The sequence below is a fragment of the Syntrophotaleaceae bacterium genome, assembly GCA_041390365.1.
Taxonomy (GTDB): Bacteria; Desulfobacterota; Desulfuromonadia; order Desulfuromonadales; family Syntrophotaleaceae; genus JAWKQB01.
This window is the reverse complement of the sequence record JAWKQB010000001.1, coordinates 289,108-309,525: the sequence shown is the minus strand read 5'-3', so window position 1 is coordinate 309,525 and position 20,418 is coordinate 289,108. Positions and strand designations below refer to the sequence as shown.

General features: G+C 57.9%; 29 protein-coding genes. All 29 read right to left on the bottom strand.

Going from position 1 to position 20,418, the window contains the following annotated elements; translation table 11 throughout:
* The 29 genes from map to rpoC all read right to left on the bottom strand — a co-directional run bounded on the left by map (position 1) and on the right by rpoC (position 20,349).
* On the bottom strand, positions 1-750 hold the full coding sequence (gene map / locus R2940_01480; protein MEZ4598442.1) for a type I methionyl aminopeptidase: 750 nt from the start codon (positions 748-750) through the stop codon (positions 1-3).
* Positions 747-1,397 (bottom strand): adenylate kinase, encoded by a 651-nt coding sequence (locus R2940_01475; GenBank protein MEZ4598441.1) that lies wholly within the window; start codon positions 1,395-1,397, stop codon positions 747-749. The genes map and R2940_01475 overlap by 4 nt, the downstream gene beginning before the upstream one ends.
* Positions 1,398-1,411: 14 nt before the next feature.
* Positions 1,412-2,722 (bottom strand): preprotein translocase subunit SecY, encoded by a 1,311-nt coding sequence (secY, locus tag R2940_01470; GenBank protein MEZ4598440.1) that lies wholly within the window; start codon positions 2,720-2,722, stop codon positions 1,412-1,414.
* Between the two features lies 1 nt (position 2,723).
* Positions 2,724-3,167, bottom strand: a complete 444-nt coding sequence (gene rplO / locus R2940_01465) for a 50S ribosomal protein L15 (protein MEZ4598439.1) — start codon at positions 3,165-3,167, stop codon at positions 2,724-2,726.
* Positions 3,168-3,188: 21 nt separating this feature from the next.
* Positions 3,189-3,368, bottom strand: coding sequence for a 50S ribosomal protein L30 (rpmD, locus tag R2940_01460; protein ID MEZ4598438.1), 180 nt, complete (start codon positions 3,366-3,368; stop codon positions 3,189-3,191).
* Between the two features lie 26 nt (positions 3,369-3,394).
* Positions 3,395-3,886, bottom strand: a complete 492-nt coding sequence (gene rpsE / locus R2940_01455) for a 30S ribosomal protein S5 (protein ID MEZ4598437.1) — start codon at positions 3,884-3,886, stop codon at positions 3,395-3,397.
* Positions 3,887-3,901: 15 nt separating this feature from the next.
* A complete protein-coding gene (gene rplR, locus R2940_01450) occupies positions 3,902-4,258 on the bottom strand; it encodes a 50S ribosomal protein L18 (GenBank protein ID MEZ4598436.1) in 357 nt (118 codons plus the stop codon).
* 37 nt (positions 4,259-4,295) lie between these two features.
* On the bottom strand, positions 4,296-4,835 hold the full coding sequence (gene rplF / locus R2940_01445) for a 50S ribosomal protein L6 (GenBank protein ID MEZ4598435.1): 540 nt from the start codon (positions 4,833-4,835) through the stop codon (positions 4,296-4,298).
* A 13-nt stretch (positions 4,836-4,848) separates the two neighbouring features.
* Positions 4,849-5,247 (bottom strand): 30S ribosomal protein S8, encoded by a 399-nt coding sequence (gene rpsH / locus R2940_01440; protein ID MEZ4598434.1) that lies wholly within the window; start codon positions 5,245-5,247, stop codon positions 4,849-4,851.
* 22 nt (positions 5,248-5,269) lie between these two features.
* Positions 5,270-5,455, bottom strand: a complete 186-nt coding sequence (locus tag R2940_01435) for a type Z 30S ribosomal protein S14 (GenBank protein MEZ4598433.1) — start codon at positions 5,453-5,455, stop codon at positions 5,270-5,272.
* Positions 5,456-5,466: 11 nt separating this feature from the next.
* Positions 5,467-6,027: a 50S ribosomal protein L5 gene (rplE, locus tag R2940_01430; protein MEZ4598432.1), complete on the bottom strand. Its 561-nt coding sequence runs from the start codon at positions 6,025-6,027 to the stop codon at positions 5,467-5,469.
* 12 nt (positions 6,028-6,039) lie between these two features.
* The gene (gene rplX, locus R2940_01425) at positions 6,040-6,369 is read right to left on the bottom strand and encodes a 50S ribosomal protein L24 (GenBank protein ID MEZ4598431.1); all 330 of its coding nucleotides are present in this window, start codon (positions 6,367-6,369) and stop codon (positions 6,040-6,042) included.
* A 25-nt stretch (positions 6,370-6,394) separates the two neighbouring features.
* Complete coding sequence (gene rplN / locus R2940_01420; protein MEZ4598430.1) at positions 6,395-6,763, bottom strand: 50S ribosomal protein L14; 369 nt, start codon at positions 6,761-6,763, stop codon at positions 6,395-6,397.
* 12 nt (positions 6,764-6,775) lie between these two features.
* Positions 6,776-7,042 (bottom strand): 30S ribosomal protein S17, encoded by a 267-nt coding sequence (rpsQ, locus tag R2940_01415; GenBank protein MEZ4598429.1) that lies wholly within the window; start codon positions 7,040-7,042, stop codon positions 6,776-6,778.
* A 25-nt stretch (positions 7,043-7,067) separates the two neighbouring features.
* Positions 7,068-7,256, bottom strand: a complete 189-nt coding sequence (gene rpmC, locus R2940_01410; GenBank protein MEZ4598428.1) for a 50S ribosomal protein L29 — start codon at positions 7,254-7,256, stop codon at positions 7,068-7,070.
* A complete protein-coding gene (rplP, locus tag R2940_01405; protein MEZ4598427.1) occupies positions 7,246-7,671 on the bottom strand; it encodes a 50S ribosomal protein L16 in 426 nt (141 codons plus the stop codon). The genes rpmC and rplP overlap by 11 nt, the downstream gene beginning before the upstream one ends.
* Positions 7,672-7,686: 15 nt before the next feature.
* The gene (gene rpsC, locus R2940_01400) at positions 7,687-8,331 is read right to left on the bottom strand and encodes a 30S ribosomal protein S3 (GenBank protein ID MEZ4598426.1); all 645 of its coding nucleotides are present in this window, start codon (positions 8,329-8,331) and stop codon (positions 7,687-7,689) included.
* Between the two features lie 21 nt (positions 8,332-8,352).
* Positions 8,353-8,685 carry a 50S ribosomal protein L22 gene (rplV, locus tag R2940_01395; protein ID MEZ4598425.1) on the bottom strand — a complete coding sequence of 111 codons (333 nt, stop codon included), beginning with the start codon at positions 8,683-8,685 and terminating at the stop codon, positions 8,353-8,355.
* 38 nt (positions 8,686-8,723) lie between these two features.
* On the bottom strand, positions 8,724-8,996 hold the full coding sequence (gene rpsS / locus R2940_01390; GenBank protein MEZ4598424.1) for a 30S ribosomal protein S19: 273 nt from the start codon (positions 8,994-8,996) through the stop codon (positions 8,724-8,726).
* A gap of 29 nt (positions 8,997-9,025) precedes the next feature.
* Positions 9,026-9,847, bottom strand: a complete 822-nt coding sequence (gene rplB / locus R2940_01385; protein ID MEZ4598423.1) for a 50S ribosomal protein L2 — start codon at positions 9,845-9,847, stop codon at positions 9,026-9,028.
* Positions 9,848-9,880: 33 nt separating this feature from the next.
* Positions 9,881-10,168 (bottom strand): 50S ribosomal protein L23, encoded by a 288-nt coding sequence (locus R2940_01380; GenBank protein MEZ4598422.1) that lies wholly within the window; start codon positions 10,166-10,168, stop codon positions 9,881-9,883.
* Positions 10,165-10,788, bottom strand: coding sequence for a 50S ribosomal protein L4 (gene rplD, locus R2940_01375; protein MEZ4598421.1), 624 nt, complete (start codon positions 10,786-10,788; stop codon positions 10,165-10,167). The genes R2940_01380 and rplD overlap by 4 nt, the downstream gene beginning before the upstream one ends.
* 34 nt (positions 10,789-10,822) lie before the next feature.
* On the bottom strand, positions 10,823-11,458 hold the full coding sequence (gene rplC, locus R2940_01370; protein MEZ4598420.1) for a 50S ribosomal protein L3: 636 nt from the start codon (positions 11,456-11,458) through the stop codon (positions 10,823-10,825).
* A gap of 33 nt (positions 11,459-11,491) precedes the next feature.
* Positions 11,492-11,800 carry a 30S ribosomal protein S10 gene (gene rpsJ / locus R2940_01365; GenBank protein ID MEZ4598419.1) on the bottom strand — a complete coding sequence of 103 codons (309 nt, stop codon included), beginning with the start codon at positions 11,798-11,800 and terminating at the stop codon, positions 11,492-11,494.
* 14 nt (positions 11,801-11,814) lie between these two features.
* The gene (gene tuf, locus R2940_01360) at positions 11,815-13,005 is read right to left on the bottom strand and encodes an elongation factor Tu (protein MEZ4598418.1); all 1,191 of its coding nucleotides are present in this window, start codon (positions 13,003-13,005) and stop codon (positions 11,815-11,817) included.
* Between the two features lie 18 nt (positions 13,006-13,023).
* Positions 13,024-15,102 carry an elongation factor G gene (gene fusA, locus R2940_01355; protein ID MEZ4598417.1) on the bottom strand — a complete coding sequence of 693 codons (2,079 nt, stop codon included), beginning with the start codon at positions 15,100-15,102 and terminating at the stop codon, positions 13,024-13,026.
* 53 nt (positions 15,103-15,155) lie between these two features.
* Positions 15,156-15,626 carry a 30S ribosomal protein S7 gene (rpsG, locus tag R2940_01350; protein ID MEZ4598416.1) on the bottom strand — a complete coding sequence of 157 codons (471 nt, stop codon included), beginning with the start codon at positions 15,624-15,626 and terminating at the stop codon, positions 15,156-15,158.
* A gap of 17 nt (positions 15,627-15,643) precedes the next feature.
* Positions 15,644-16,015, bottom strand: coding sequence for a 30S ribosomal protein S12 (rpsL, locus tag R2940_01345; protein ID MEZ4598415.1), 372 nt, complete (start codon positions 16,013-16,015; stop codon positions 15,644-15,646).
* A 152-nt stretch (positions 16,016-16,167) separates the two neighbouring features.
* Complete coding sequence (rpoC, locus tag R2940_01340) at positions 16,168-20,349, bottom strand: DNA-directed RNA polymerase subunit beta' (GenBank protein ID MEZ4598414.1); 4,182 nt, start codon at positions 20,347-20,349, stop codon at positions 16,168-16,170.
* Between the last annotated feature and the right edge of the window lie 69 nt (positions 20,350-20,418).

Sequence of the window (20,418 nt, the reverse complement as noted above, 5' to 3'; positions counted from 1 at the left end):
TCAAAGTCTGGTTAAAATATCGGCCCCATTTTCCGTAATGGCCACCGTGTGCTCGAAGTGGGCGGAAAGCCGTCCGTCCTGGGTCACTGCCGTCCATCCGTCTGAAAGGATACGGATTCCCGGCACCCCCTCGTTGATCATAGGTTCGATGGCGAGGGTCATGCCGACCTTGAGCAGGGGTCCCTTGTGGACGCCTTCGACAAAATTGGGAATCTGCGGCTCTTCGTGCAGCGCCCGGCCGATTCCGTGACCCACAAATTCACGAACGACGCTGAAACCTTCCTTTTCCGCACAGGCCTGAACGGCACGCGAAATATCACTCAGATAATGACCGGCCTCTACCTGTGCAATACCCGCTTCCAGACTCTGCCTGGTGGTATCAACCAGTCTTTGCGTCCCCTTGGGGACCTTGCCAACCCCCATGGTGAAGGCCGAATCTCCGTAAAATCCCTGGTAGATGACACCAAAATCGATACTCAGGATGCTGCCTTCTGCCAGGGGCTGCTGATCGGGGAACCCATGAACCACCTTTTCATCGGGCGAGGCGCAGATACTGTAGGGGAACCCGCCATAACCCTTGAATGCAGGCCGCGCGCCGCGTTTCCTGCATTCCACCTCGGCCAGCCGGTCGAGTTCAATGGTGGTAATCCCGGGCTTGACTCTTTCCTTCAGAAACTCAAGTATTTCGGCGACAATCTTCCCGGCATCACGCATTTTCTCCAGTTCTGCGCGGGACTTGATCACGATCACTGCCGAAAGTCCAGGGCTGCAAGAATCTCTGCTTGAACCTCACCGATCTCCTGCATCCCGTCGACTTCCTCGAGCAGCCCTTTATCCCGATAATAGTCGATCAGGGGAGCGGTTTGCGCCTGATAAACGTCCAGCCGCCTGCGGACTGTCTCTTCCCGGTCATCGTCTCGCAGGTACAGTTCAGCACCGCATGCGTCGCAACGGCCTTCTTCGCGGGGCGGATCGAACTTGACATGGTACATCTTGCCGCAATCACGGCAGGTGCGTCTGCCGGCGATTCTCTCCACTACGGCTTCATTGTCGACTCCGAGAGAGAGCACCCGGTCCAGGGTCTTGCCAAGATCCTCAAGGGTTTGCTGCAGGGCGTCGGCCTGGGCCACGGTCCGGGGAAAGCCGTCGAGGATGAAGCCGGAGTCACAATCCTTCTTGCCAAGACGTTCCCGAACAATCCCTACCACGACCTCGTCGGATACCAGGGCTCCCTTGTCCATCAATTCCTTGGCCTTGAGCCCCATGGGGGTCCCCTCTTTGACCGCCGCACGCAGCATGTCGCCGGTGGACACCTGCGGTATCGCCAGCTTTTCAGAGATCATCTTGGCCTGGGTTCCCTTGCCGGACCCCGGCGGACCTAAAAAGATCAAATTCACTGAGAGCCTCCAGCCTAACCGTGCCGCCCTTTCAGAGTTACGCCCTTCATGAACCCTTCATAAGAACGGGATATGAGATGGGCTTCAATCTGAGCGGCGGTATCGATGCCGACGCCGACGACAATCAGCAACGACGTTCCGCCAAAGAAGAACGGCACGTTCATCTCACTGATCAGCAATGTCGGCAGTACGCAGACTGCTGAAATATAAAGGGCCCCGGCAAAGGTCAGCCGGTTCAGCACGCTGTCGATGTATTCTGCTGTCGCCTTGCCGGGACGAATACCAGGGATATATCCCCCCTGTTTCTTGACATTGTCGGCAACATCGACAGGATTGAAGGTCACAGCCGTGTAGAAGTAGCAGAAGAAAATGATAAATGCAACATAAAAAACGTTGTAAACCCAATGGGTCGGAGTCATCATACCGGCCACCGACTGAACCCAGGGCACTTCGACCAGGTTTGCAACGGTGGCAGGGAACATGATGATCGAACTGGCGAAAATGGGCGGAATGACGCCGCTCATATTAACCTTGAGGGGAAGATGGCTCTTCTGCCCTCCATAGCTGCGCATTCCGACCACCCGTTTCGCGTAATGGATCGGCAACCGCCGCTGGCCACGCTCCATGAAGACGATGGCCCAGACAACGGCCACCATGATGACCAGGATGACCAAGGCCAGAAAGATCGAGATTTCATTGGTTTTCATCATCCGCAGGGTGTTGACCACCGCGGCAGGCATGTTGGCTACGATCCCGGCGAAAATGATCAGGGAGATACCGTTGCCGATGCCGCGCTCAGTGATCTGTTCGCCGAGCCACATGATGAAAGCCGTCCCGGCCGTCAGGGTGATCACGGTCAACAGAATAAATCCGATTCCTGGAGCGGGCACAACTGGTTCCCCGGCTGGACCCTGCATCGTCTGCAGGCCGACGGCGATGCCGGCACCCTGGATGATGGACAGCACAATGGTTCCGTAGCGGGTCCACTTGGTGATTGTCTTGCGCCCCTGCTCACCTTCCTTGGACAGCCGCTCGACCGGTTCGAAAACGACGGCAAGCAGCTGCAGAATAATCGAGGCGCTGATGTAAGGCATGATGCCCAGGGCGAAAATGGTCATCCGCTCCAGTGCACCGCCGGTAAAGGCGCTGACCATGCCCAGCAGAGTACCCTGGGTCCCCTCGAAGAACTTCCCGAGGACCTGGGCGTCGATGCCGGGCGTGGGAATATGGGCGCCAACCCGATAGACGGCTAGCATACCCAGGGTGAACAGTATGCGCCGCCGCAACTCCGGAATACTAAAAATATTCTGGATGCTCTGAATCAATTTAGATCACCTCGATGGAACCGCCGGCGGCGGTTATCTTCTGTTCAGCGGCCTTGCTGAAGCGGTGCGCTTTGACGGTAAGGGCCTTGTCGATATCGCCGTCCCCCAGAATTTTAACGCCGTCAAGTACTTTGCCGATGAGACCGGCCTTGCCCAGAGCTTCAAGGTCGATGACGCTGCCTGCCTCGAAGTTCTCCTGCAGGTCGCGCAGATTGACAAGGGCATAGATTTTTTTGTTCAGCGAGTTGAAACCACGCTTGGGCAGTCGCCTCTGCAGAGGCATTTGTCCGCCCTCAAATCCGGCCTTGACGCTGCCGCCGCTGCGGGCTTTCTGACCTTTATGCCCCTTGCCTGCGGTCTTGCCCTGGCCGGAACCGGGGCCACGCCCGAGGCGTTTTCTGTTTTTGGTTGAGCCGGTTGCCGGCTTGAGATTGCTCAGATCCATGATTCAGTATCCCCTGTATCGTCAGCGCTCGACCGAAACCATGTGTTCGACCTTGCGGATCATACCCCTGATTTCAGGAGTATCGGGCAGAACGACGGTCTTGTGCAGTTTGGTCAACCGCAGTCCATGAAGGACTTTGGTGAAATATTTGTTGCGGCCGATGCCGCTCTTTATCAACGTGACCTTGATCTGTTCGGCCATAACGCCTTCTCCTTATCAGCAGTGCTTTATTCCTCGCCGCCAACACCCCGCCGCGCCATCATCTCCTCGGCGCTGCGAAGTTGGGACAGGGCGTTTATGGTCGCCCTGACCACGTTGTGCGGGTTGTTGGAACCGAGGCACTTGGACAGAATGTCGCCGACGCCGGCGACTTCCAGCACGGCACGCACGGGACCTCCGGCAATAACGCCGGTACCGGGCGAAGCGGGCTTGAGCAGAACCTTCCCTGCGCCGAATTTTCCGACGATGTCGAAGGGAATGGTGCGCTCCTGCAGCGGCACCCTGATCAGGTTCTTCTTGGCCTGTTCCACACCCTTGCGGATCGCTTCGGGGACTTCCTTGGCCTTGCCATGCCCATAGCCGACATGACCCTGACCGTCACCGACAACGACGAGAGCGGAAAAACTGAAACGGCGGCCACCTTTAACGACCTTGGCACATCGGTTGATATGCACGACCCGGTCGGTCAACTCCATTTGGCTGGGATCTATGCGAAGCAAAGACATCCTCCTTGTTTAAAAAGACAGGCCGGCTTCCCTGGCAGCGTCTGCCAGGCCCTTGACGCGGCCGTGGTAAAGGAAACCGTTCCGGTCAAAAACCACCTGCTTGATGTCCATGGCCAGCGCCTTTTTGGCAATGGCTTCGCCGACAGCCTTGGCGGCCGCGATGTTGCCAGTGCCGGAAAGACCTTCACTGATATCCCGAGACATGGTCGAAGCGGCAACCAGAGTTTTTCCGGTGGTATCTTCTATGATCTGTGCGTAAATATGACCGGCACTGCGAAACACGCAAAGACGCGGACGTTCCGCGGTACCGCGCACCTTCCGCCGCACCCTTACCTGTCTTTTCTGCCGTGCCTGGCGCCTTTTCATCCCGACGTTCACGTTACTCTCCTTGACCTGAAGTCACTTATTTTTTCCCGGTTTTTCCGGCTTTGCGGATGATCCGCTCGTCCGCATACTTGACGCCCTTGCCTTTGTAGGGTTCGGGTCCCCGGAAAGAACGGATCTTGGCTGCGGTCGCGCCGACAAGCTCCTTGTCCGCCCCGCGTACCGTGATTTTGGTCTGCTTTTCGACTTCGGCACTGATGCCCTGCGGAAGCGGATATTCGATCGGATGCGAGTAGCCCAGTGCCAGATTGAGAACGTTGCCCTTCATCTCGGCACGGTAACCCACGCCGTTGATTTCCAGCACCTTTTCAAAACCTTTGCTGACCCCTTCGACCATGTTGGCGACCAGCGCCCGGGTCAGACCCCGAAAGGCACCGCCGGCCTTGGCTTCAATCTGGGAATGAACCACCAGCTGATCGCTCTGGATATCGAGGTTCATCCCTTCGACCAGGGTCCGCTTCAATTCACCCTTCGGTCCTTGGACCGACAGGGTACCGTTATCAAAAGAAACCTTGACGCCATTGGGTATGGCAACAGGTTTTTTCCCGATTCGTGACATTATCCGCGCTCCTTTACCAGACCGAACAGAGAACTTCGCCGCCGACCTGAGCTTCCCGTGCGGCCGCGTCGTGCATGACCCCCTTGGAGGTCGACAGAATAGCGCAGCCCAACCCGTTTTTCACGACCGGAATCTCGTCCTTGCCGACGTATATACGCCGGCCGGGGGTGGAGACCCGCTTGATTTCATGAATAACGTGCTTGTCTTCACTGTCGAACTTCAGATAGATCCGCAAAACGCCCTGCTTGTTGTCTGCGGCGGTCTTGAAATTCTTGATATAGCCAAGATCCTTGAGCACCTCGGCAACTGCGACTTTCAGCTTGGATGCAGGAATGTCACATTTGGGGTGCTTTGCCAGGCCCGCATTTCGAATGCGAGTCAGCATATCCGCAATAGGATCGGTCATTGCCATGGATGCAACTCCTTAATTCTGATTACCAGCTGGACTTGATCACACCGGGGAGCTTGCCATCCAGCGCAAGCTTGCGCAGGCAGATCCGGCACATATCGAATTTGCGGTAATAGCCTCTCGGACGGCCGCACAGAGGACACCGGTTGTATGCCCTGACGTCGAACTTCTGCGACCGCTTCGCCTTGATCATCATCGATTTTTTCGCCACTGTATCCTCCGCTATCCTTCCGCAGCCTCGGTTTTTTTCCGGAAAGGGATGCCGATAGCCGTCAAAAGAGCCCGCCCTTCCTCATCGTTACGAGCCGTGGTGACGATGGTCACGTTCAATCCCTTGACCTTTTCAACCTTCTCGATATCGATTTCAGGGAAAATCAGCTGCTCGCGAACCCCGAGGGTGTAATTGCCGCGGCCATCGAAGCCCTTGGGGGAAACGCCCTTGAAGTCGCGGACACGGGGCAGCGCAACGTTGATCAGGCGATCAAGAAATTCATAGGCCCGGTCCCGCCGCAGAGTGACCATACAGCCGATCGGCATTCCGGCACGCAGCTTGAACTGGGCGATGGAATGCTTGGCCTTGGTCACAACGGGCTTCTGTCCGGTGATCCGACCCAATTCCTCAACCGCCGATTCGAGGATCTTGATGTTCTGAATGGCCTCACCCAGGCCCATGTTGACCACAACCTTTTCAATACGAGGGACTTCCATCATATTCTTCAGCTGCAGTTCCTTGGCAAGCCTCGGTGCAAGTTCGGCGTGGTAAATGTCTTTCAATCTAGCCATGGAAATCCTCCGTTACTTATCCACGATCTCGTTGCACTTCTTGCAGAACCGAACCTTGCTGCCATCTTCGAGAAAACGCATGCCGGTGCGAGTCGCCTGGTTGCAAGAGCCACATAGCAGCAGAACGTTCGAGGCATTCAAGGGCGCCTCTTTTTCCACGATCCCACCCTGGGCGTTGGCACGACTGGGCCGGGTGTGTCTTTTGACCATGTTGAGGTTTTCGACCACAATCCGCCCCTTATCGGCGAAAATGCGGGTCACCCTGCCCGTCTTGCCCTTTTCCTTGCCTGCTATGACCTTCACCATGTCGTCTTTTTTGACATGAAGTTTCTTCGCTGCCATCTGTTCTATCTCCCAGTCTTGTTATTTAAAGTACCTCGGGCGCCAGCGACACAATCTTCATGAAGCGACGAGCTCGCAGTTCCCGGGCAACGGGCCCGAAAATGCGTGTTCCGATCGGCTCTCCAGCCATGTTGACGACCACGGCTGAATTGTTGTCGAAACGGATGGCTGATCCGTCCGGGCGAGGCACTTCCTTGGCCGTCCTGACGATGACGGCGCGTACGACGTCACCTTTCTTGACCTTGGAATTGGGCAGAGCCTCCTTGACGGAGCAGATGATGATGTCACCGAGACCGGCGTACTTCCGCTTGGACCCGCCAAGAACCTTGACACAGCAAAGCTTCCGGGCTCCGGAATTGTCTGCCACATCAAGCATCGTCTGCATTTGAATCATGACTTGTATCTCCTAAACAATTGCGTTCTTTTCCAAAATTTCGCGGACTCTCCACCGCTTGTCACGAGACAGCGGTCTGGTCTCCACTATGGCTACCTTGTCGCCGATACCGCACTTGTTCTCTTCATCATGCGCCTTGTAAGTGACTCTCCGCTTGATGTATTTCTTGTATACGGAATGCCGTACCATCTGGTCGACCTTGACGACAACGGTCTTATCCATCTTGTCGCTGGTAACGATCCCGACCCTGACTTTCTGATTACCACGTTCTTTTTTCATTTACAAAAATCCTCCCCAGGGTTTGCTAGCCGCGCTTTTCCCGCAAAACAGTCATTACCCGCGCGATATCTTTGCGGGTCTGGGGAAGCCGGGCGCTATTCTCAAGCTGTCCGGTCGCCAGCTGGAATCGGAGATTGAACAGTTCTTGGTTCAGCTCCTGACACTTTTTCTCCAACTCCACCACGTCGAGTTCTCTGAGTTCGCTAGCCTTCATGACCCATCTCCTCCCTCATCACGATCTTGGTCTTCATGGGAAGCTTGTGGGCTGCCAGCCGGAGAGCTTCGCAAGCCACTTCTTTGTCCACACCCTGCATTTCGTAAAGCACCATTCCCGGGCGAATAACGGCAACCCAGCTCTCCGGAGAGCCCTTTCCCTTCCCCATACGGGTCTCGGCCGGCTTGCTGGTGAGAGGCTTGTCCGGGAACACCCGGATCCAGATCTTGCCGCCGCGCTTGACATGACGGGTCATGGCGCGTCGGGCAGATTCGATCTGGCGTGACGACAGCCAGCCGCACTCGAGGGCCTTGAGCCCGTAATCGCCGAAATTCAGCGAAGCGCCCCTGGTCGCCGTGCCGGTCATGCGCCCGGTGAACTGCTTTCTATGTTTAACCTTCTTGGGCATTAACATGGCTGATTGCTCCTATCAGATTTCTTTTTGTTCCTGCGAAAGAACTTCGCCCTTGAAGATCAACACTTTGACGCCGATGATCCCGTAGGTCGTCTTCGCTTCGGCAAAGCCGTAATCGATGTCGGCCCGCAGGGTGTGCAGGGGAACCCGGCCTTCACGATACCACTCGGTCCGGCTCATCTCGGCCCCGCCAAGACGGCCGCTGCAGGTGATCTTGATGCCCTGGGCACCGAACTTGAGCGCCATGCTGACGCTCTTCTTCATGGCCCGGCGGAAGGCGACACGCCGTTCCAACTGCAGGGCGACGTTTTCAGCGACCAGCTGCGCATCGACTTCAGGCTTGCGAACTTCCTGAATATTCAAAAAGATCTCTTTGTCGGTGAGTTTGGCCAGCTCCTTCTTCAGGGCTTCGACCTCGGAACCCTTTTTCCCGATGATGATCCCCGGACGCGCTGCATAAATGTTGAGCTTGGCCTTGCTGGCTGCACGCTCCAGCTCGATTTTCGAAATACCCGCATGATAGAGACGTTTTTTCAGGTATTCGCGCAGCTTGATATCCTCGTGCAGAAGCTTGCTGTAGTCCGCTTCGGAATACCACCTGGAACTCCAGGTCCTGACCACTCCCAGCCGAAATCCTGTCGGATGAACTTTCTGGCCCAAACTATCACCTCCTCGATTCGTTTATTTTTCGTCCAGCACAACAGTGATGTGGCTGGTCGGTTTACGGATTCTCGTAGCTCGCCCCTGCGCTCTGGGCAGGAAGCGGCGAAGCACAGGCCCCTGGTCGACCATGATGGTCTTGACGAACAGCCGATCGACGTCCGATACGCCTTTCTGCTCAGCATTGGCTACCGCCGAACTGACTACGTTGCCCACGATGGCAGCAGCTTTCTGGGGGGAAAAACGAAGAATATTCAATGCCTCCTGCACCCCTTTACCGCGCACCATGTCAACGACCAGCCGGGTTTTTCTGGGAGAAAGGCGAGCGTATTTGAGCTTGGCTCTGGCTTCCATGTATCGAACTCCTCTTTCGGAATTGCTGTCCTATTGACCTACCTTTTACCCTTCTTGTCCGCACCGTGGCCGTAGTAGGTGCGGGTGGGGGCAAATTCCCCGAGCTTGTGACCAACCATGTTTTCCGATACGAAAACAGGAATGAATTTCTTGCCGTTGTGCACGGCGAAGGTATGGCCGACGAATTCGGGTATGATGGTCGAACGACGTGACCAGGTCTTGATCACTTTCTTGGTGCTGCCGCCTTCGAGATCGATCTTGCGCAGCAGGCTCTCCTCGACGTAAGGCCCTTTTTTAATGGATCTAGCCACTACCGTCTCCTCTAAGAATTAGTTATAAGCTATTTTCTGCGGCGGACGATGAAACGATCGGTCCGCTTGCTGACTCGGGTCTTGTATCCTTTGGTCGGCACACCCCAGGGAGTCACGGGATGACGTCCGCCGGAGCTCTTGCCCTCGCCGCCGCCGTGGGGATGATCGACCGGGTTCATGGCTACACCGCGGGACTGAGGACGCTTGCCAAGCCACCGGTTGCGTCCGGCCTTGCCGATCTTGACGTTTTCGTGCTGGATGTTGCCTACCTGTCCGATGGTGGCGCAACAGTCCTGCAGCACCAGTCGCACCTCGCCGCTGGGCAGCTTGATCTGGGCATAACGCCCTTCCTTGGCAGCCAGCATCGCATAAGCACCGGCGCTCCGGGCCAACTGCCCGCCCTTGCCGGCTTTGAGCTCCACGTTGTGCACCCAGGTACCGACCGGAATGGAGCGGATGCTCAATGCGTTGCCGGGCTTGATGTCGGCCTCTTCGCTGGCAATGACGACGTCGCCGACATTCAGGCCGACCGGAGAGAGTATGTAACGCTTCTCGCCGTCAGCATAGCTGAGAAGAGCGATCCTCGCCGAGCGATTGGGATCGTACTCGATGCCCACAACCTTGCCGGGAATATTCTTCTTGTCCCGTTTGAAGTCGATGAGCCGGTATTTGCGTTTGTGCCCGCCGCCGGTGTGCCGTTTGGTAATACGACCCACGTTGTTGCGGCCGCCGCTTTTTTTCAAGGGTACCAGCAGGGATTTCTCCGGACTGGCGGCAGTGACTTCCCCGAAATCGGCCGAGGTCATGTGACGTCGACCAGCTGAGGTCGGCTTGTACTTTTTAATCGCCATTATTCTAACTCCGTATTGCTGTATTGCACCCTATCAGACACCGAACAAATCGAGCTTGCTTCCCTCTGCCAGAGTCACGTACGCCTTTTTCCAGTTGGAGCGCTTGCCGTAGGTCCTTCCCACCCGCTTGACCTTGCCGGCCATGAGAACGGTATTGACCCCTTTGACCTTGACGTCGAAAGCCTTTTCGATGGCCTGCTTGATTTCAATCTTGTTGGCACCGGGCGCCACTTCGAAGGCCACCACCTGCAAGCCCTCTTCCCTTTGGTAGGCCTTTTCAGTGACCAGTGGCTTTCTGATTATCTGATGTAACGGTTTCATGACGCTAACGCTCCTTCCAGCTGAGCCACTGCACCTTCGGTGAGCACCAGATTCTGGTGTTTCATGACGTCGTACACATTGACCCCTTCAGCCTTCAGGACCTTGACATAGGGAACATTGCGCGCCGACAGCTCCACATTGGGGTTGTCGCCCTCGAGAACAACCAGCACATTGGAGATTTCGAAACGCTTCAGCACCTCGACAAAGCCCTTGGTTCCAATCTTGTCCAGAATGAACTGATCAAGAACGCTGACCTTATTCTCTTGGAAGCGGGCGGAAAGGGCGCTGCGAAGGGCGGCCTTTTTCACCTTCCGATTCAGCTTGAAGCTGTAATCCCGGGGCGAGGGACCGAAAACGACGCCGCCGCCGACAAAATGAGGCGCACGGATCGTGCCCTGCCGGGCATTGCCGGTTCCCTTCTGCCGATACGGCTTCTTGCCGCCACCGGAAACAGCGCTACGATTCTTACACGCCGCGTTGCCGGAACGGCGGGCGGCAAGCTGGTAGCGAACCATATCATGAATCAGATATTCCTTGACCTCGGCATTGAATACCTCATCGGCCAGTTCCCGCTCGGAAACCTGATTTTTGTTTATGTCAAAAACAGCAATTTTCGCCATGGTCTTTCTCCAGAGTCCTCTTGTTTATGGAGGGCTATTTCGTGGCCTTGATCCCTTTACGAATGATCACCAGACCGTTTTTGGGTCCGGGAACCGCCCCTTTTATCAGAATGAGGTTCATTTCCGCCCGCACCTCGACCACCTGCAGGCCCTGGGTGGTGACCTGGGCATTCCCCATCTGACCGGCCATTTTCTTCCCCTTGAATACCCGTGACGGCCAGGCGCTGCAGCCGATGGACCCAGGACGCCGATGGAACATCGACCCGTGGGTGTTGCGGCCGCCGGAGAAGTTCCAGCGCTTGATCACGCCCTGGAAGCCCTTTCCCTTGCTGGTTCCGGTCACGTCGATCATGTCGCCCGCGGCAAAGATCGTATCGCAGGTGATTGCATCGCCGACGTTCTGCTCCGCAGGGCCTTCGGTCCGGATCTCGCGCAGATGGGCGAACGCCCCCTGACCGGCTTTTTTGAAATGCCCCATGGCAGGTTTGTTTGCACGGTGGGCTTTTTTCGCCCCAAAACCGAGCTGAAGGGCATTATAGCCGTCCGTCTCCACGGTTTTTTTCTGCAGAACAACGCAGGGACCGGCCTCGACTACCGTAACCGGGATGCGCTTGCCATCCGCAGCGAAGACCTGGGTCATTCCCAGCTTCTTTCCCAAGATTCCCTTCACCATTGCACGTACCCTTAAATATCTGAAAGTTGTTTACAGCTTGATCTCGACGTCAACGCCTGCGGACAGGTCAAGCTTCATCAAGGCATCCACGGTCTGCTGGGTCGGTTCGACGATATCCAGCAGGCGCTTGTGGGTGCGCATCTCGAACTGCTCCCGGCTTTTCTTGTCGACGTGCGGCCCCCGCAGTACACAGTATTTGTTCACGACGGTGGGCAGAGGAATCGGGCCGGCAACTCTGGCTCCGGTCCGCTTGGCCGTATCCACGATTTCGTTCACGGAAAGATCGAGGAGCTTATGGTCGTAGGCTTTCAGCCGTATCCGAATTTTCTGGCTCTGCATGGTCATATCCTCTATTACTCGATAATGTCGCTGACAACGCCGGCGCCGACGGTGCGGCCGCCCTCACGGATGGCGAAGCGAAGCTCCTTGTCCATCGCGATCGGCGTGATCAGGTTCACGGTCATTGCAGCGTTGTCGCCGGGCATGACCATCTCAGTGCCTTCGGGCAGCTCCACGATACCGGTCACGTCGGTGGTCCGGAAGTAGAACTGCGGACGGTAGCCGTTGAAGAACGGGGTGTGGCGGCCGCCCTCTTCCTTGGTCAGAATGTAGGCCTCGGCCTTGAACTTGGTGTGCGGCGTGATGCTGCCGGGCTTCGCCAGAACCTGGCCGCGCTCGATGTCCTCGCGCTTGACGCCGCGCAGCAGGATCCCGACGTTGTCGCCGGCCTGACCCTGATCGAGCAGCTTGCGGAACATCTCCACGCCGGTGACCACCGTCTTCGTGGTCGCCTTCATCCCGACGATCTCAACCTCGTCCTGAACCTTGACGATGCCACGCTCGATACGACCGGTGGCCACGGTGCCGCGGCCGGAGATGGAGAAAACGTCTTCCACAGGCATCAGAAACGGCTTGTCGATGGCGCGCTCCGGCTCGGGTATGTAGCTGTCGACCGCATCCATCAGCTTCATGATGGCCTGCTCGCCCAGCTCACCGGCATCCCCTTCCAGACCCTTCAGGGCGCTGCCGGCAATGATGGGAATGTCGTCGCCAGGAAAATCGTAGGCGCTGAGCAGCTCGCGCACTTCCAGCTCCACCAGCTCGAGCAGCTCCTCGTCGTCCACCATGTCAGCCTTGTTCAGAAATACCACCATGGCGGGCACGCCGACCTGACGGGCCAGCAGAATGTGTTCGCGGGTCTGCGGCATCGGACCGTCGGCGGCCGACACCACCAGGATCGCTCCGTCCATCTGCGCGGCGCCGGTGATCATGTTCTTGACGTAGTCGGCATGGCCCGGGCAGTCGACGTGGGCGTAGTGACGGTTTGCGGTCTCGTATTCGACGTGGGCAGTGGCGATGGTGATGCCGCGCTCGCGCTCCTCCGGAGCGTTGTCGATGGCGTCGAAGGCCTTGAATTCGGCCAGCCCCTTGGAGGCCATGACCTTGGTGATGGCGGCCGTCAGAGTGGTCTTGCCATGGTCAACGTGACCGATGGTCCCAATATTTACATGGGGCTTTGTTCTTTCAAATTTGGCTTTTGACATGAAGAACCTCCTCGGTTTTTAGCCTTTGACCTTGGCGATGATTTCGTCGGAAATGGCCTTGGGTACCTGGGCGTAATGGTCGAAGACCATCGTGTAGGTGGCACGGCCCTGGGTAGCGCTGCGCAGATCGGTGGCGTAGCCGAACATGCTGGCCAAGGGTACATGGGCGTTGATGACCTGGGCCCCGGCCCTGGCATCCATGCCGGTCACCTTGCCACGACGGCTGCTCAGATCGCCCATGACGTCCCCCATGTATTCTTCGGGCACGACCACCTCGACTGCCATGATCGGCTCCAGCAGAACGGCACCCGCCTTTGCGACTCCGGCCTTGAAGCCCATGGAGCCGGCGATCTTGAAAGCCATCTCGGAGGAGTCGACATCATGATACGAGCCGTCGAAACAGGCGACCTTGACATCAACGATGGGGAATCCGGCCAGCACGCCATTCTGGGCAGCCTCTTCGGCGCCCTTGCCGACGGCGGGGATGTATTCCTTGGGAATGACGCCGCCCTTGATTTCGTCGACGAATTCGAACCCGGAACCCGGCTCGAGCGGTTCGATACGCAGCCAGCAGTCGCCGTACTGACCGCGGCCGCCGGACTGCCGGACGAACTTGCCCTGCACTTCCACCGATTTGGTGATCGTTTCGCGGTAGGCCACCTGCGGTGCGCCGACATTTGCGGCGACCTTGAACTCCCGCATCATACGATCGATGATGATCTCCAGGTGCAGCTCGCCCATCCCGGAAAGAATGGTCGGACCGGTCTCTTCATCGGTGCGTACCCGCAGGGTCGGGTCTTCCTGCACCAGCTTGCCGATGGCAGTTCCCATCTTGTCCTGGTCGGCCTTAGTTTTCGGCTCGACCGCAATATGGATAACCGGCTCCGGAAACTCCATCGATTCCAGCAGACAGACCGAATCGACGCTGCACAAGGTATCACCGGTCGTGGAATATTTCAGACCCACGGCGGCAGCGATATCACCGGCGTAGACCTCTTTGATCTCTTCACGCTTGTTGGCGTGCATCTTCAGAAGACGGCCGAGGCGCTCCTTTTTGTCCTTGCTGGCATTGAGCACGTAGGATCCCGCTTCGGCAACGCCCGAGTAGACCCGGAAGAAGGTCAGCTGACCGACGAAGGGGTCGCTCATGACCTTGAAGGCGAGAGCGGCAAAGGGGCCGTTATCGAGAGGAGGACGAGTAATCTCCTGTTCGGTTGCAGGGTCGACACCCTTGATGGGGGGAACGTCCTCGGGGGACGGCATGTAATCCACTACGGCATCGAGAAGATGCTGCACCCCTTTATTCTTGAAAGCGGATCCACAGAGAACGGGGTTGATCTGAATATCGATGGTGGCCTTGCGGATTCCGGCCTTGAGTTCGTCAACCGTCAACGCCTCGCCGCCGAGATACTTGTCCATCAGGGCTTCATCATGAGAGCAGACTTCTTCGATCATCTGCTCGCGGGCAGCCTCGGCCTCGTCAAGAAGGTCTGCGGGAATGTCGGTCACCTCGAACTTGGCGCCCAGCGACTCGTCATCCCACACGATGGCTTTCATCTCGACCAGATCGATGACGCCGACAAAATTCTCTTCCTTGCCGATGGGCAACTGCACGGGAACCGGATTGGCCCCCAGACGGTCCCGCATCATCTGCACGCCGCGATCGAAATCGGCCCCGAGACGGTCCATCTTGTTGATGAAGGCAATGCGCGGCACGCGATACTTGTCGGCTTGCCGCCAGACCGTCTCGGACTGGGGTTCGACCCCACCCACCGAACAGAAAACGGCAACAGACCCGTCCAGCACACGCAGAGAACGCTCCACTTCGACGGTAAAGTCGACGTGTCCGGGGGTATCGATGATATTGACGCGATGATCGCGCCAGAAGCAGGTCGTGGCTGCGGAGGTGATGGTGATCCCGCGCTCCTGTTCCTGCTCCATCCAGTCCATGGTGGCTGCGCCGTCATGAACTTCACCGATCTTGTGCGAAACCCCGGTATAATAAAGTATCCGCTCGGTGGTGGTGGTTTTGCCCGCGTCGATGTGGGCCATTATGCCGATATTACGGCATTTATCTAAAGCGACTTTACGTGCCACGATATATCTACCTCAACAACCTGGAAATCAGTCGGCGCAACATGCGCCGGAACTTACCAGCGGTAATGGGCAAAGGCCTTGTTGGCCTCGGCCATGCGGTGAGTATCTTCCTTCTTCTTTACAGCGGACCCGCGATTGTTAGCGGCATCGAGAAGTTCGCCGGCCAGGCGCTCTCTCATGGTTTTTTCGCCGCGGCCCCGGGCGTAGTTAATGATCCAGCGGATCGCCAGGGCATTACGCCTGTCGGCACGGATCTCCACCGGAACCTGGTAGGTGGACCCGCCTACGCGGCGGGACTTTACTTCGAGCATCGGACGAACGTTCTCGAGGGCCTTCTTGAAAGTATCAAGCGGCTCGTCACCGGAACGCTCGGCAATCAGATCGAAGGCGCCATACACGATACCTTCGGCAACGCTCTTCTTCCCGTCCATCATGATGGCATTGACGAACTTGGCCAGCATGCGATCGTTGAACTTCGGATCGGGCAGAACAACCCGCTTCGCAACCTCTCTTCTTCTCGGCATAACTATTCCTCAGTCGGTTACTTGGGCCGTTTGGCCCCATATTTGGAGCGACCCTGCTTACGATCCTTGACGCCGGCAAGGTCAAGCGTGCCACGGACGATATGATAGCGGACACCGGGAAGGTCCTTGACGCGGCCCCCGCGAATCAGCACTACGGAGTGCTCCTGCAGGTTATGCCCCACCCCCGGAATGTAGGAGGTAACCACAACCCCGTTGGTAAGGCGCACACGAGCCACCTTGCGAAGCGCCGAGTTCGGCTTCTTGGGGGTCGTCGTATAAACACGCGTACACACACCGCGCTTCTGGGGATTCCCCTTAAGCGCCGGCGCAGTCGATTTGCGCTCTTTCTTTTCGCGCCCCTTGCGAATCAACTGATTGATGGTCGGCATCTACATACTCCCGAAAACTATGATCTAAAAGTTAGAATATCCACGCGGTATTTGCGGGGGAAAAAACCCGCTCACATTATCAATCCACCCCTGCTTTGTCAAGGCATTTTTAAAATGGGCCGGGCTTTTTTTGCCCGGCCCGAAAACCCCGATTATTCAGAAGCTTCCTCGCTTTTCTCGACCTCTTCGAAGACCTCGTCCTCCATCTCTTCCTCAATTTCCTCGATGGGCGGCTCCAGCACCTCTTCCGGTTCCTCGATCAGCAGCTTGGCGCTGCGATATTTGGAGATGCCGGTGCCGGCCGGGATAAGGCGGCCCATGATGACGTTCTCCTTGAGACCGCGGAGGTAATCGATCTTGCCTTCGATGGCGGCCTGGGTCAGAACCTTGGTCGTCTCCTGGAAGGATGCGGCCGAAATGAAGGACTCGGTGGACAACGAAGCCTTGGTGATACCGAGCATGAGCGGCTCGCCCACTGCAGGGGAACCGCCTTCGGCCAGCACCCGCTGGTTTTCCTGCTCGAATTCCCACCGTTCGACCTGGTCGTCGAGCAGGAAGCGGGTATCGCCGATCTCCTTGATCCGGACCCGGCGCAGCATCTGCCGGACGATAACCTCGATGTGCTTGTCGTTGATCTTGACCCCCTGCAGGCGGTAAACCTCCTGGACCTCGTCGACCAGATACTTGGCCAGATCCTTTTCGCCCAGTACCCGCAGAATGTCGTGAGGGTTGCTCGAACCGTCCATCAGCGCTTCGCCGGCCTTGACGAAGTCCCCCTCGTGCACGCTGACATGCTTGCCCTTGGGGATCAGGTACTCCTTGGCGTCACCGATTTCCGGGGTGACGATGACCTTGCGCTTGCCCTTGGAGTCCTTGCCGAAGGCAACGACACCGTCGATTTCTGAGATGACGGCAAATTCCTTGGGCTTTCGGGCTTCGAAAAGCTCGGCGACCCGGGGCAGACCGCCGGTGATGTCCTTGGTCTTGGTGGTTTCCCGAGGAATTTTGGCCAGGATCGCACCGGCACTGACCATTTCGTCTTCGATGGCAACAATGTTGGCCCCGACCGGCAGCATGTAGCGGGCGGGGGCGCCGTTGGGCAGCTTGATGGTCTTGCCCTCGTCGTCCTTGAGGGTAATGCGGGGCCGCTTGTCGGCACCCCGGGACTCGATGATGACCTTACGGGACAGGCCGGTCACCTCGTCGAGTTGCTCCTCCATGGTGACCCCTTCGATGATATCCCCGAACCGGATACGGCCGGCGATTTCGGTGAGGATCGGCATGGTATAAGGGTCCCATTCGGCCAGAAGGTCGCCGGACCGGACCGGACCGTCAGGCTTGATCCGCAGCCGCGCGCCGTAGACGACCCCATAACGTTCTCTTTCCCGGCCGGTCTCGTCCGCAACGGCGATTTCGCCGTTGCGGTTCATGACTACGTGGTGACCTTCGCTGTCGATGACCGTATTGAGGTTGAGATACTTCAGAGAACCGTCGAAACGCGCCTCGAGAGACGTCTGCTCGGCACGACGGGACGCCGTACCGCCGATATGGAAGGTTCGCATGGTCAGCTGCGTGCCGGGCTCACCAATGGACTGAGCGGCAATGACGCCAACGGCCTCGCCGAGGTTGACCATATGGCCCCGGGCCAGGTCGCGGCCGTAGCAGGTGGCGCAGATGCCCCTCCGGCTCTGGCAGGTGAGGACCGAGCGGATCTTGAGCTTCTCGATCCCTGCATTTTCCACCCTCTGCACCAGGGCTTCATCGATCTCCTGGTTGGCTTCGACCAGAACCTCGCCGGTTACCGGATCGAGCACGTCTTCCAGCGCGGTCCGGCCGAGAATGCGGTCGCCCAGGGGCTCGATGACCTCGCCGCCCTCGGTGAGGGAGGAGACCAGGATGCCGTCAAGGGTGCTGCAATCCTGCTCGGTGATGATCGCATCCTGGGCCACGTCGACCAGACGCCGGGTCAAATAACCGGAGTTGGCGGTCTTAAGCGCGGTGTCGGCCAGACCTTTACGGGCACCGTGGGTGGAGATGAAGTACTGAAGAACGGTCAGGCCTTCACGGAAGTTGGCGGTAATGGGGGTCTCGATGATCTCGCCCGAAGGTTTGGCCATCAGACCGCGCATACCGGCCAGCTGACGGATCTGCTGGGCGCTGCCGCGGGCGCCGGAGTCGGCCATCATGTGGATGGAGTTGAAGGAAGGCGCCTTGACCTTCTCGCCATCGGGGCCTTCCACTTCGTCCACGGACAAATTTTCCAGCATGGTATGGGCGATGTCCTCGGTACACTTGGCCCAGATGTCGATGACCTTGTTGTAGCGTTCCCCGTCGGTGATCAGGCCCTCGGTATACTGCTTCTGGATCTCGGTGACCTCTTCCACCGCGGCGGTCATGAACTTGTCCTTGCTCTCCGGGATGACCATGTCGTTGAGGCAGATGGAGATGCCGGCGAGAGTCGAATAGCGATAGCCGGTTTCCTTGAGCCGGTCGGCCAGCAGGACGGTCTCCTTGTTGCCGGCCAGACGGAAGCAGACGTCGATCAGGGTCGCGACCTGCTTCTTTGCCATGACCCGGTTGATATGGTCGAAGGGGATGACTTCCGGAACGATATCCCGAAGCAGCACGCGGCCCACCGTGGTCTCGATAAGCTGGGGCCCCTCCCCTGCAACAGGAACCATGCGGACCTTGATCTTGGCCTGCAGGTCGATCTCTCCGGCATCGTAGGCCATGCGCACTTCGTCCCTCGAGGACAGGATCTTGCCCTCCCCTTTGGCGAACACCCGCTCCCGGGTCATGTAGTAGAGGCCCAGGATCATGTCCTGGGATGGCACGATGATCGGTTTTCCGTGCGCCGGCGAGAGGATGTTGTTGGTCGACATCATCAGAACGCGGGTTTCGATCTGGCTCTCAATGGACAGGGGCAGATGGACGGCCATCTGGTCACCGTCGAAGTCGGCGTTGAAGGCGGTGCAGACCAGGGGGTGGAGCTGGATCGCCTTGCCCTCGATGAGCACCGGTTCGAAAGCCTGGATACCGAGACGATGCAGCGTCGGGGCGCGGTTAAGCATGACCGGGTGCTCCCGGATAACCTCTTCCAGCACGTCCCAGACCTCGGACTTCTCTTTCTCCACCATCTTTTTGGCGCTCTTGATGGTGGTGCAGTAGCCTTTCTCCTCGAGTTTGCTGTAGATGAAAGGCTTGAAAAGCTCGAGAGCCATCTTTTTCGGCAGACCGCACTGATGGAGCTTCAGTTCGGGACCGACGACGATAACCGAACGGCCCGAGTAATCGACGCGCTTGCCGAGCAGGTTCTGCCGGAACCGGCCGCCCTTGCCCTTGAGCATGTCGGACAGCGACTTCAGCGGCCGCTTGTTGGGGCCGGTGATGGCCCGGCCGCGCCGGCCGTTGTCAAACAGGGCGTCCACCGCTTCCTGCAGCATCCTCTTTTCATTGCGGATGATGACTTCGGGAGCCCGCAGTTCCATCAGACGCTTGAGGCGGTTGTTGCGGTTAATAACCCGGCGGTAGAGGTCGTTCAGATCGGAGGTGGCGAAACGGCCGCCGTCGAGAGGAACCAGGGGGCGCAATTCCGGCGGCAGAACCGGAATGGTTTCAAGAATCAGCCATTCGGGCCGATTGCCGCTGTGCTTGAAGGCCTCGACGACCTTGAGCCGCTTGGCGATCTTCTTGCGCTTGGCTTCGCTGGCCGCATCTTTCAGTTCGGCCCGCAAGGAACCGGACAATTCGTCGAGATCGATCTCGGACAGAAATTCGCGGATTGCCTCCGCGCCCATGTCGGCGACAAACTGACCGGCAAATTCATCCATCATCTCCCGGTACTTGTCCTCGGTCAGAAGCTGGCCGCGAACCAGCGGGGTATCCCCGGCGTCGAGCACGACGTAGGCTTCGAAATAGAGCACCCGCTCCACTTCCTTGAGGGTCATGTCGAGCAGGGTGGCGATGCGCGAGGGCAGCGATTTGAGGAACCAGATATGCGCCACGGGGCAGGCCAGGTCGATATGCCCGAGCCGCTCACGCCGCACCTTGCTGGGGATGACCTCGACGCCGCACTTTTCGCAGACGATGCCGCGGTGCTTCATGCGCTTGTACTTGCCGCAGTTGCACTCGTAATCCTTGGTCGGTCCGAAAATCTTGGCGCAGAACAGGCCGTCCCGTTCCGGCTTGAAAGTTCGGTAGTTGATGGTCTCCGGCTTCTTCACCTCGCCGAAGGAACGCTCCCGGATCTTTTCCGGCGAGACCAGGGAAAGACGAATGGCGTTAAAGCTGAGAGGATCTTTCGGCCGCTCAAAAAGGCTGAATATATCTTCCAAAACTCACCCTCCTTGTAGGATGATGCTGGGTTTATTTCTGTTCGTAACCGTTCGGTACAGCCCGCCTCT

Bases quoted from the DNA above. Each gene is read 5' to 3' on its own strand.
- tuf (MEZ4598418.1), bottom strand. From the start codon at position 13,005: ATGTCAAAAGCCAAATTTGAAAGAACAAAGCCCCATGTAAATATTGGG.
- rplP (MEZ4598427.1), bottom strand. From the start codon at position 7,671: ATGTTAATGCCCAAGAAGGTTAAACATAGAAAGCAGTTCACCGGGCGC.
- rpsG (MEZ4598416.1), bottom strand. From the start codon at position 15,626: ATGCCGAGAAGAAGAGAGGTTGCGAAGCGGGTTGTTCTGCCCGATCCG.
- rpsH (MEZ4598434.1), bottom strand. From the start codon at position 5,247: ATGGCAATGACCGATCCTATTGCGGATATGCTGACTCGCATTCGAAAT.
- R2940_01380 (MEZ4598422.1), bottom strand. From the start codon at position 10,168: ATGAAACCGTTACATCAGATAATCAGAAAGCCACTGGTCACTGAAAAG.
- rpmD (MEZ4598438.1), bottom strand. From the start codon at position 3,368: ATGGCCGAACAGATCAAGGTCACGTTGATAAAGAGCGGCATCGGCCGC.
- rplD (MEZ4598421.1), bottom strand. From the start codon at position 10,788: ATGGCGAAAATTGCTGTTTTTGACATAAACAAAAATCAGGTTTCCGAG.
- rplE (MEZ4598432.1), bottom strand. From the start codon at position 6,027: ATGGCTAGATTGAAAGACATTTACCACGCCGAACTTGCACCGAGGCTT.
- rplO (MEZ4598439.1), bottom strand. From the start codon at position 3,167: ATGGATCTGAGCAATCTCAAGCCGGCAACCGGCTCAACCAAAAACAGA.
- rplN (MEZ4598430.1), bottom strand. From the start codon at position 6,763: ATGATTCAAATGCAGACGATGCTTGATGTGGCAGACAATTCCGGAGCC.
- rpsQ (MEZ4598429.1), bottom strand. From the start codon at position 7,042: ATGAAAAAAGAACGTGGTAATCAGAAAGTCAGGGTCGGGATCGTTACC.
- rpmC (MEZ4598428.1), bottom strand. From the start codon at position 7,256: ATGAAGGCTAGCGAACTCAGAGAACTCGACGTGGTGGAGTTGGAGAAA.
- rplV (MEZ4598425.1), bottom strand. From the start codon at position 8,685: ATGGAAGCCAGAGCCAAGCTCAAATACGCTCGCCTTTCTCCCAGAAAA.
- rplR (MEZ4598436.1), bottom strand. From the start codon at position 4,258: ATGAAAAGGCGCCAGGCACGGCAGAAAAGACAGGTAAGGGTGCGGCGG.
- rplB (MEZ4598423.1), bottom strand. From the start codon at position 9,847: ATGGCGATTAAAAAGTACAAGCCGACCTCAGCTGGTCGACGTCACATG.
- rplX (MEZ4598431.1), bottom strand. From the start codon at position 6,369: ATGGCAGCGAAGAAACTTCATGTCAAAAAAGACGACATGGTGAAGGTC.
- rpsJ (MEZ4598419.1), bottom strand. From the start codon at position 11,800: ATGCAGAGCCAGAAAATTCGGATACGGCTGAAAGCCTACGACCATAAG.
- rplF (MEZ4598435.1), bottom strand. From the start codon at position 4,835: ATGTCACGAATCGGGAAAAAACCTGTTGCCATACCCAATGGCGTCAAG.
- rpsL (MEZ4598415.1), bottom strand. From the start codon at position 16,015: ATGCCGACCATCAATCAGTTGATTCGCAAGGGGCGCGAAAAGAAAGAG.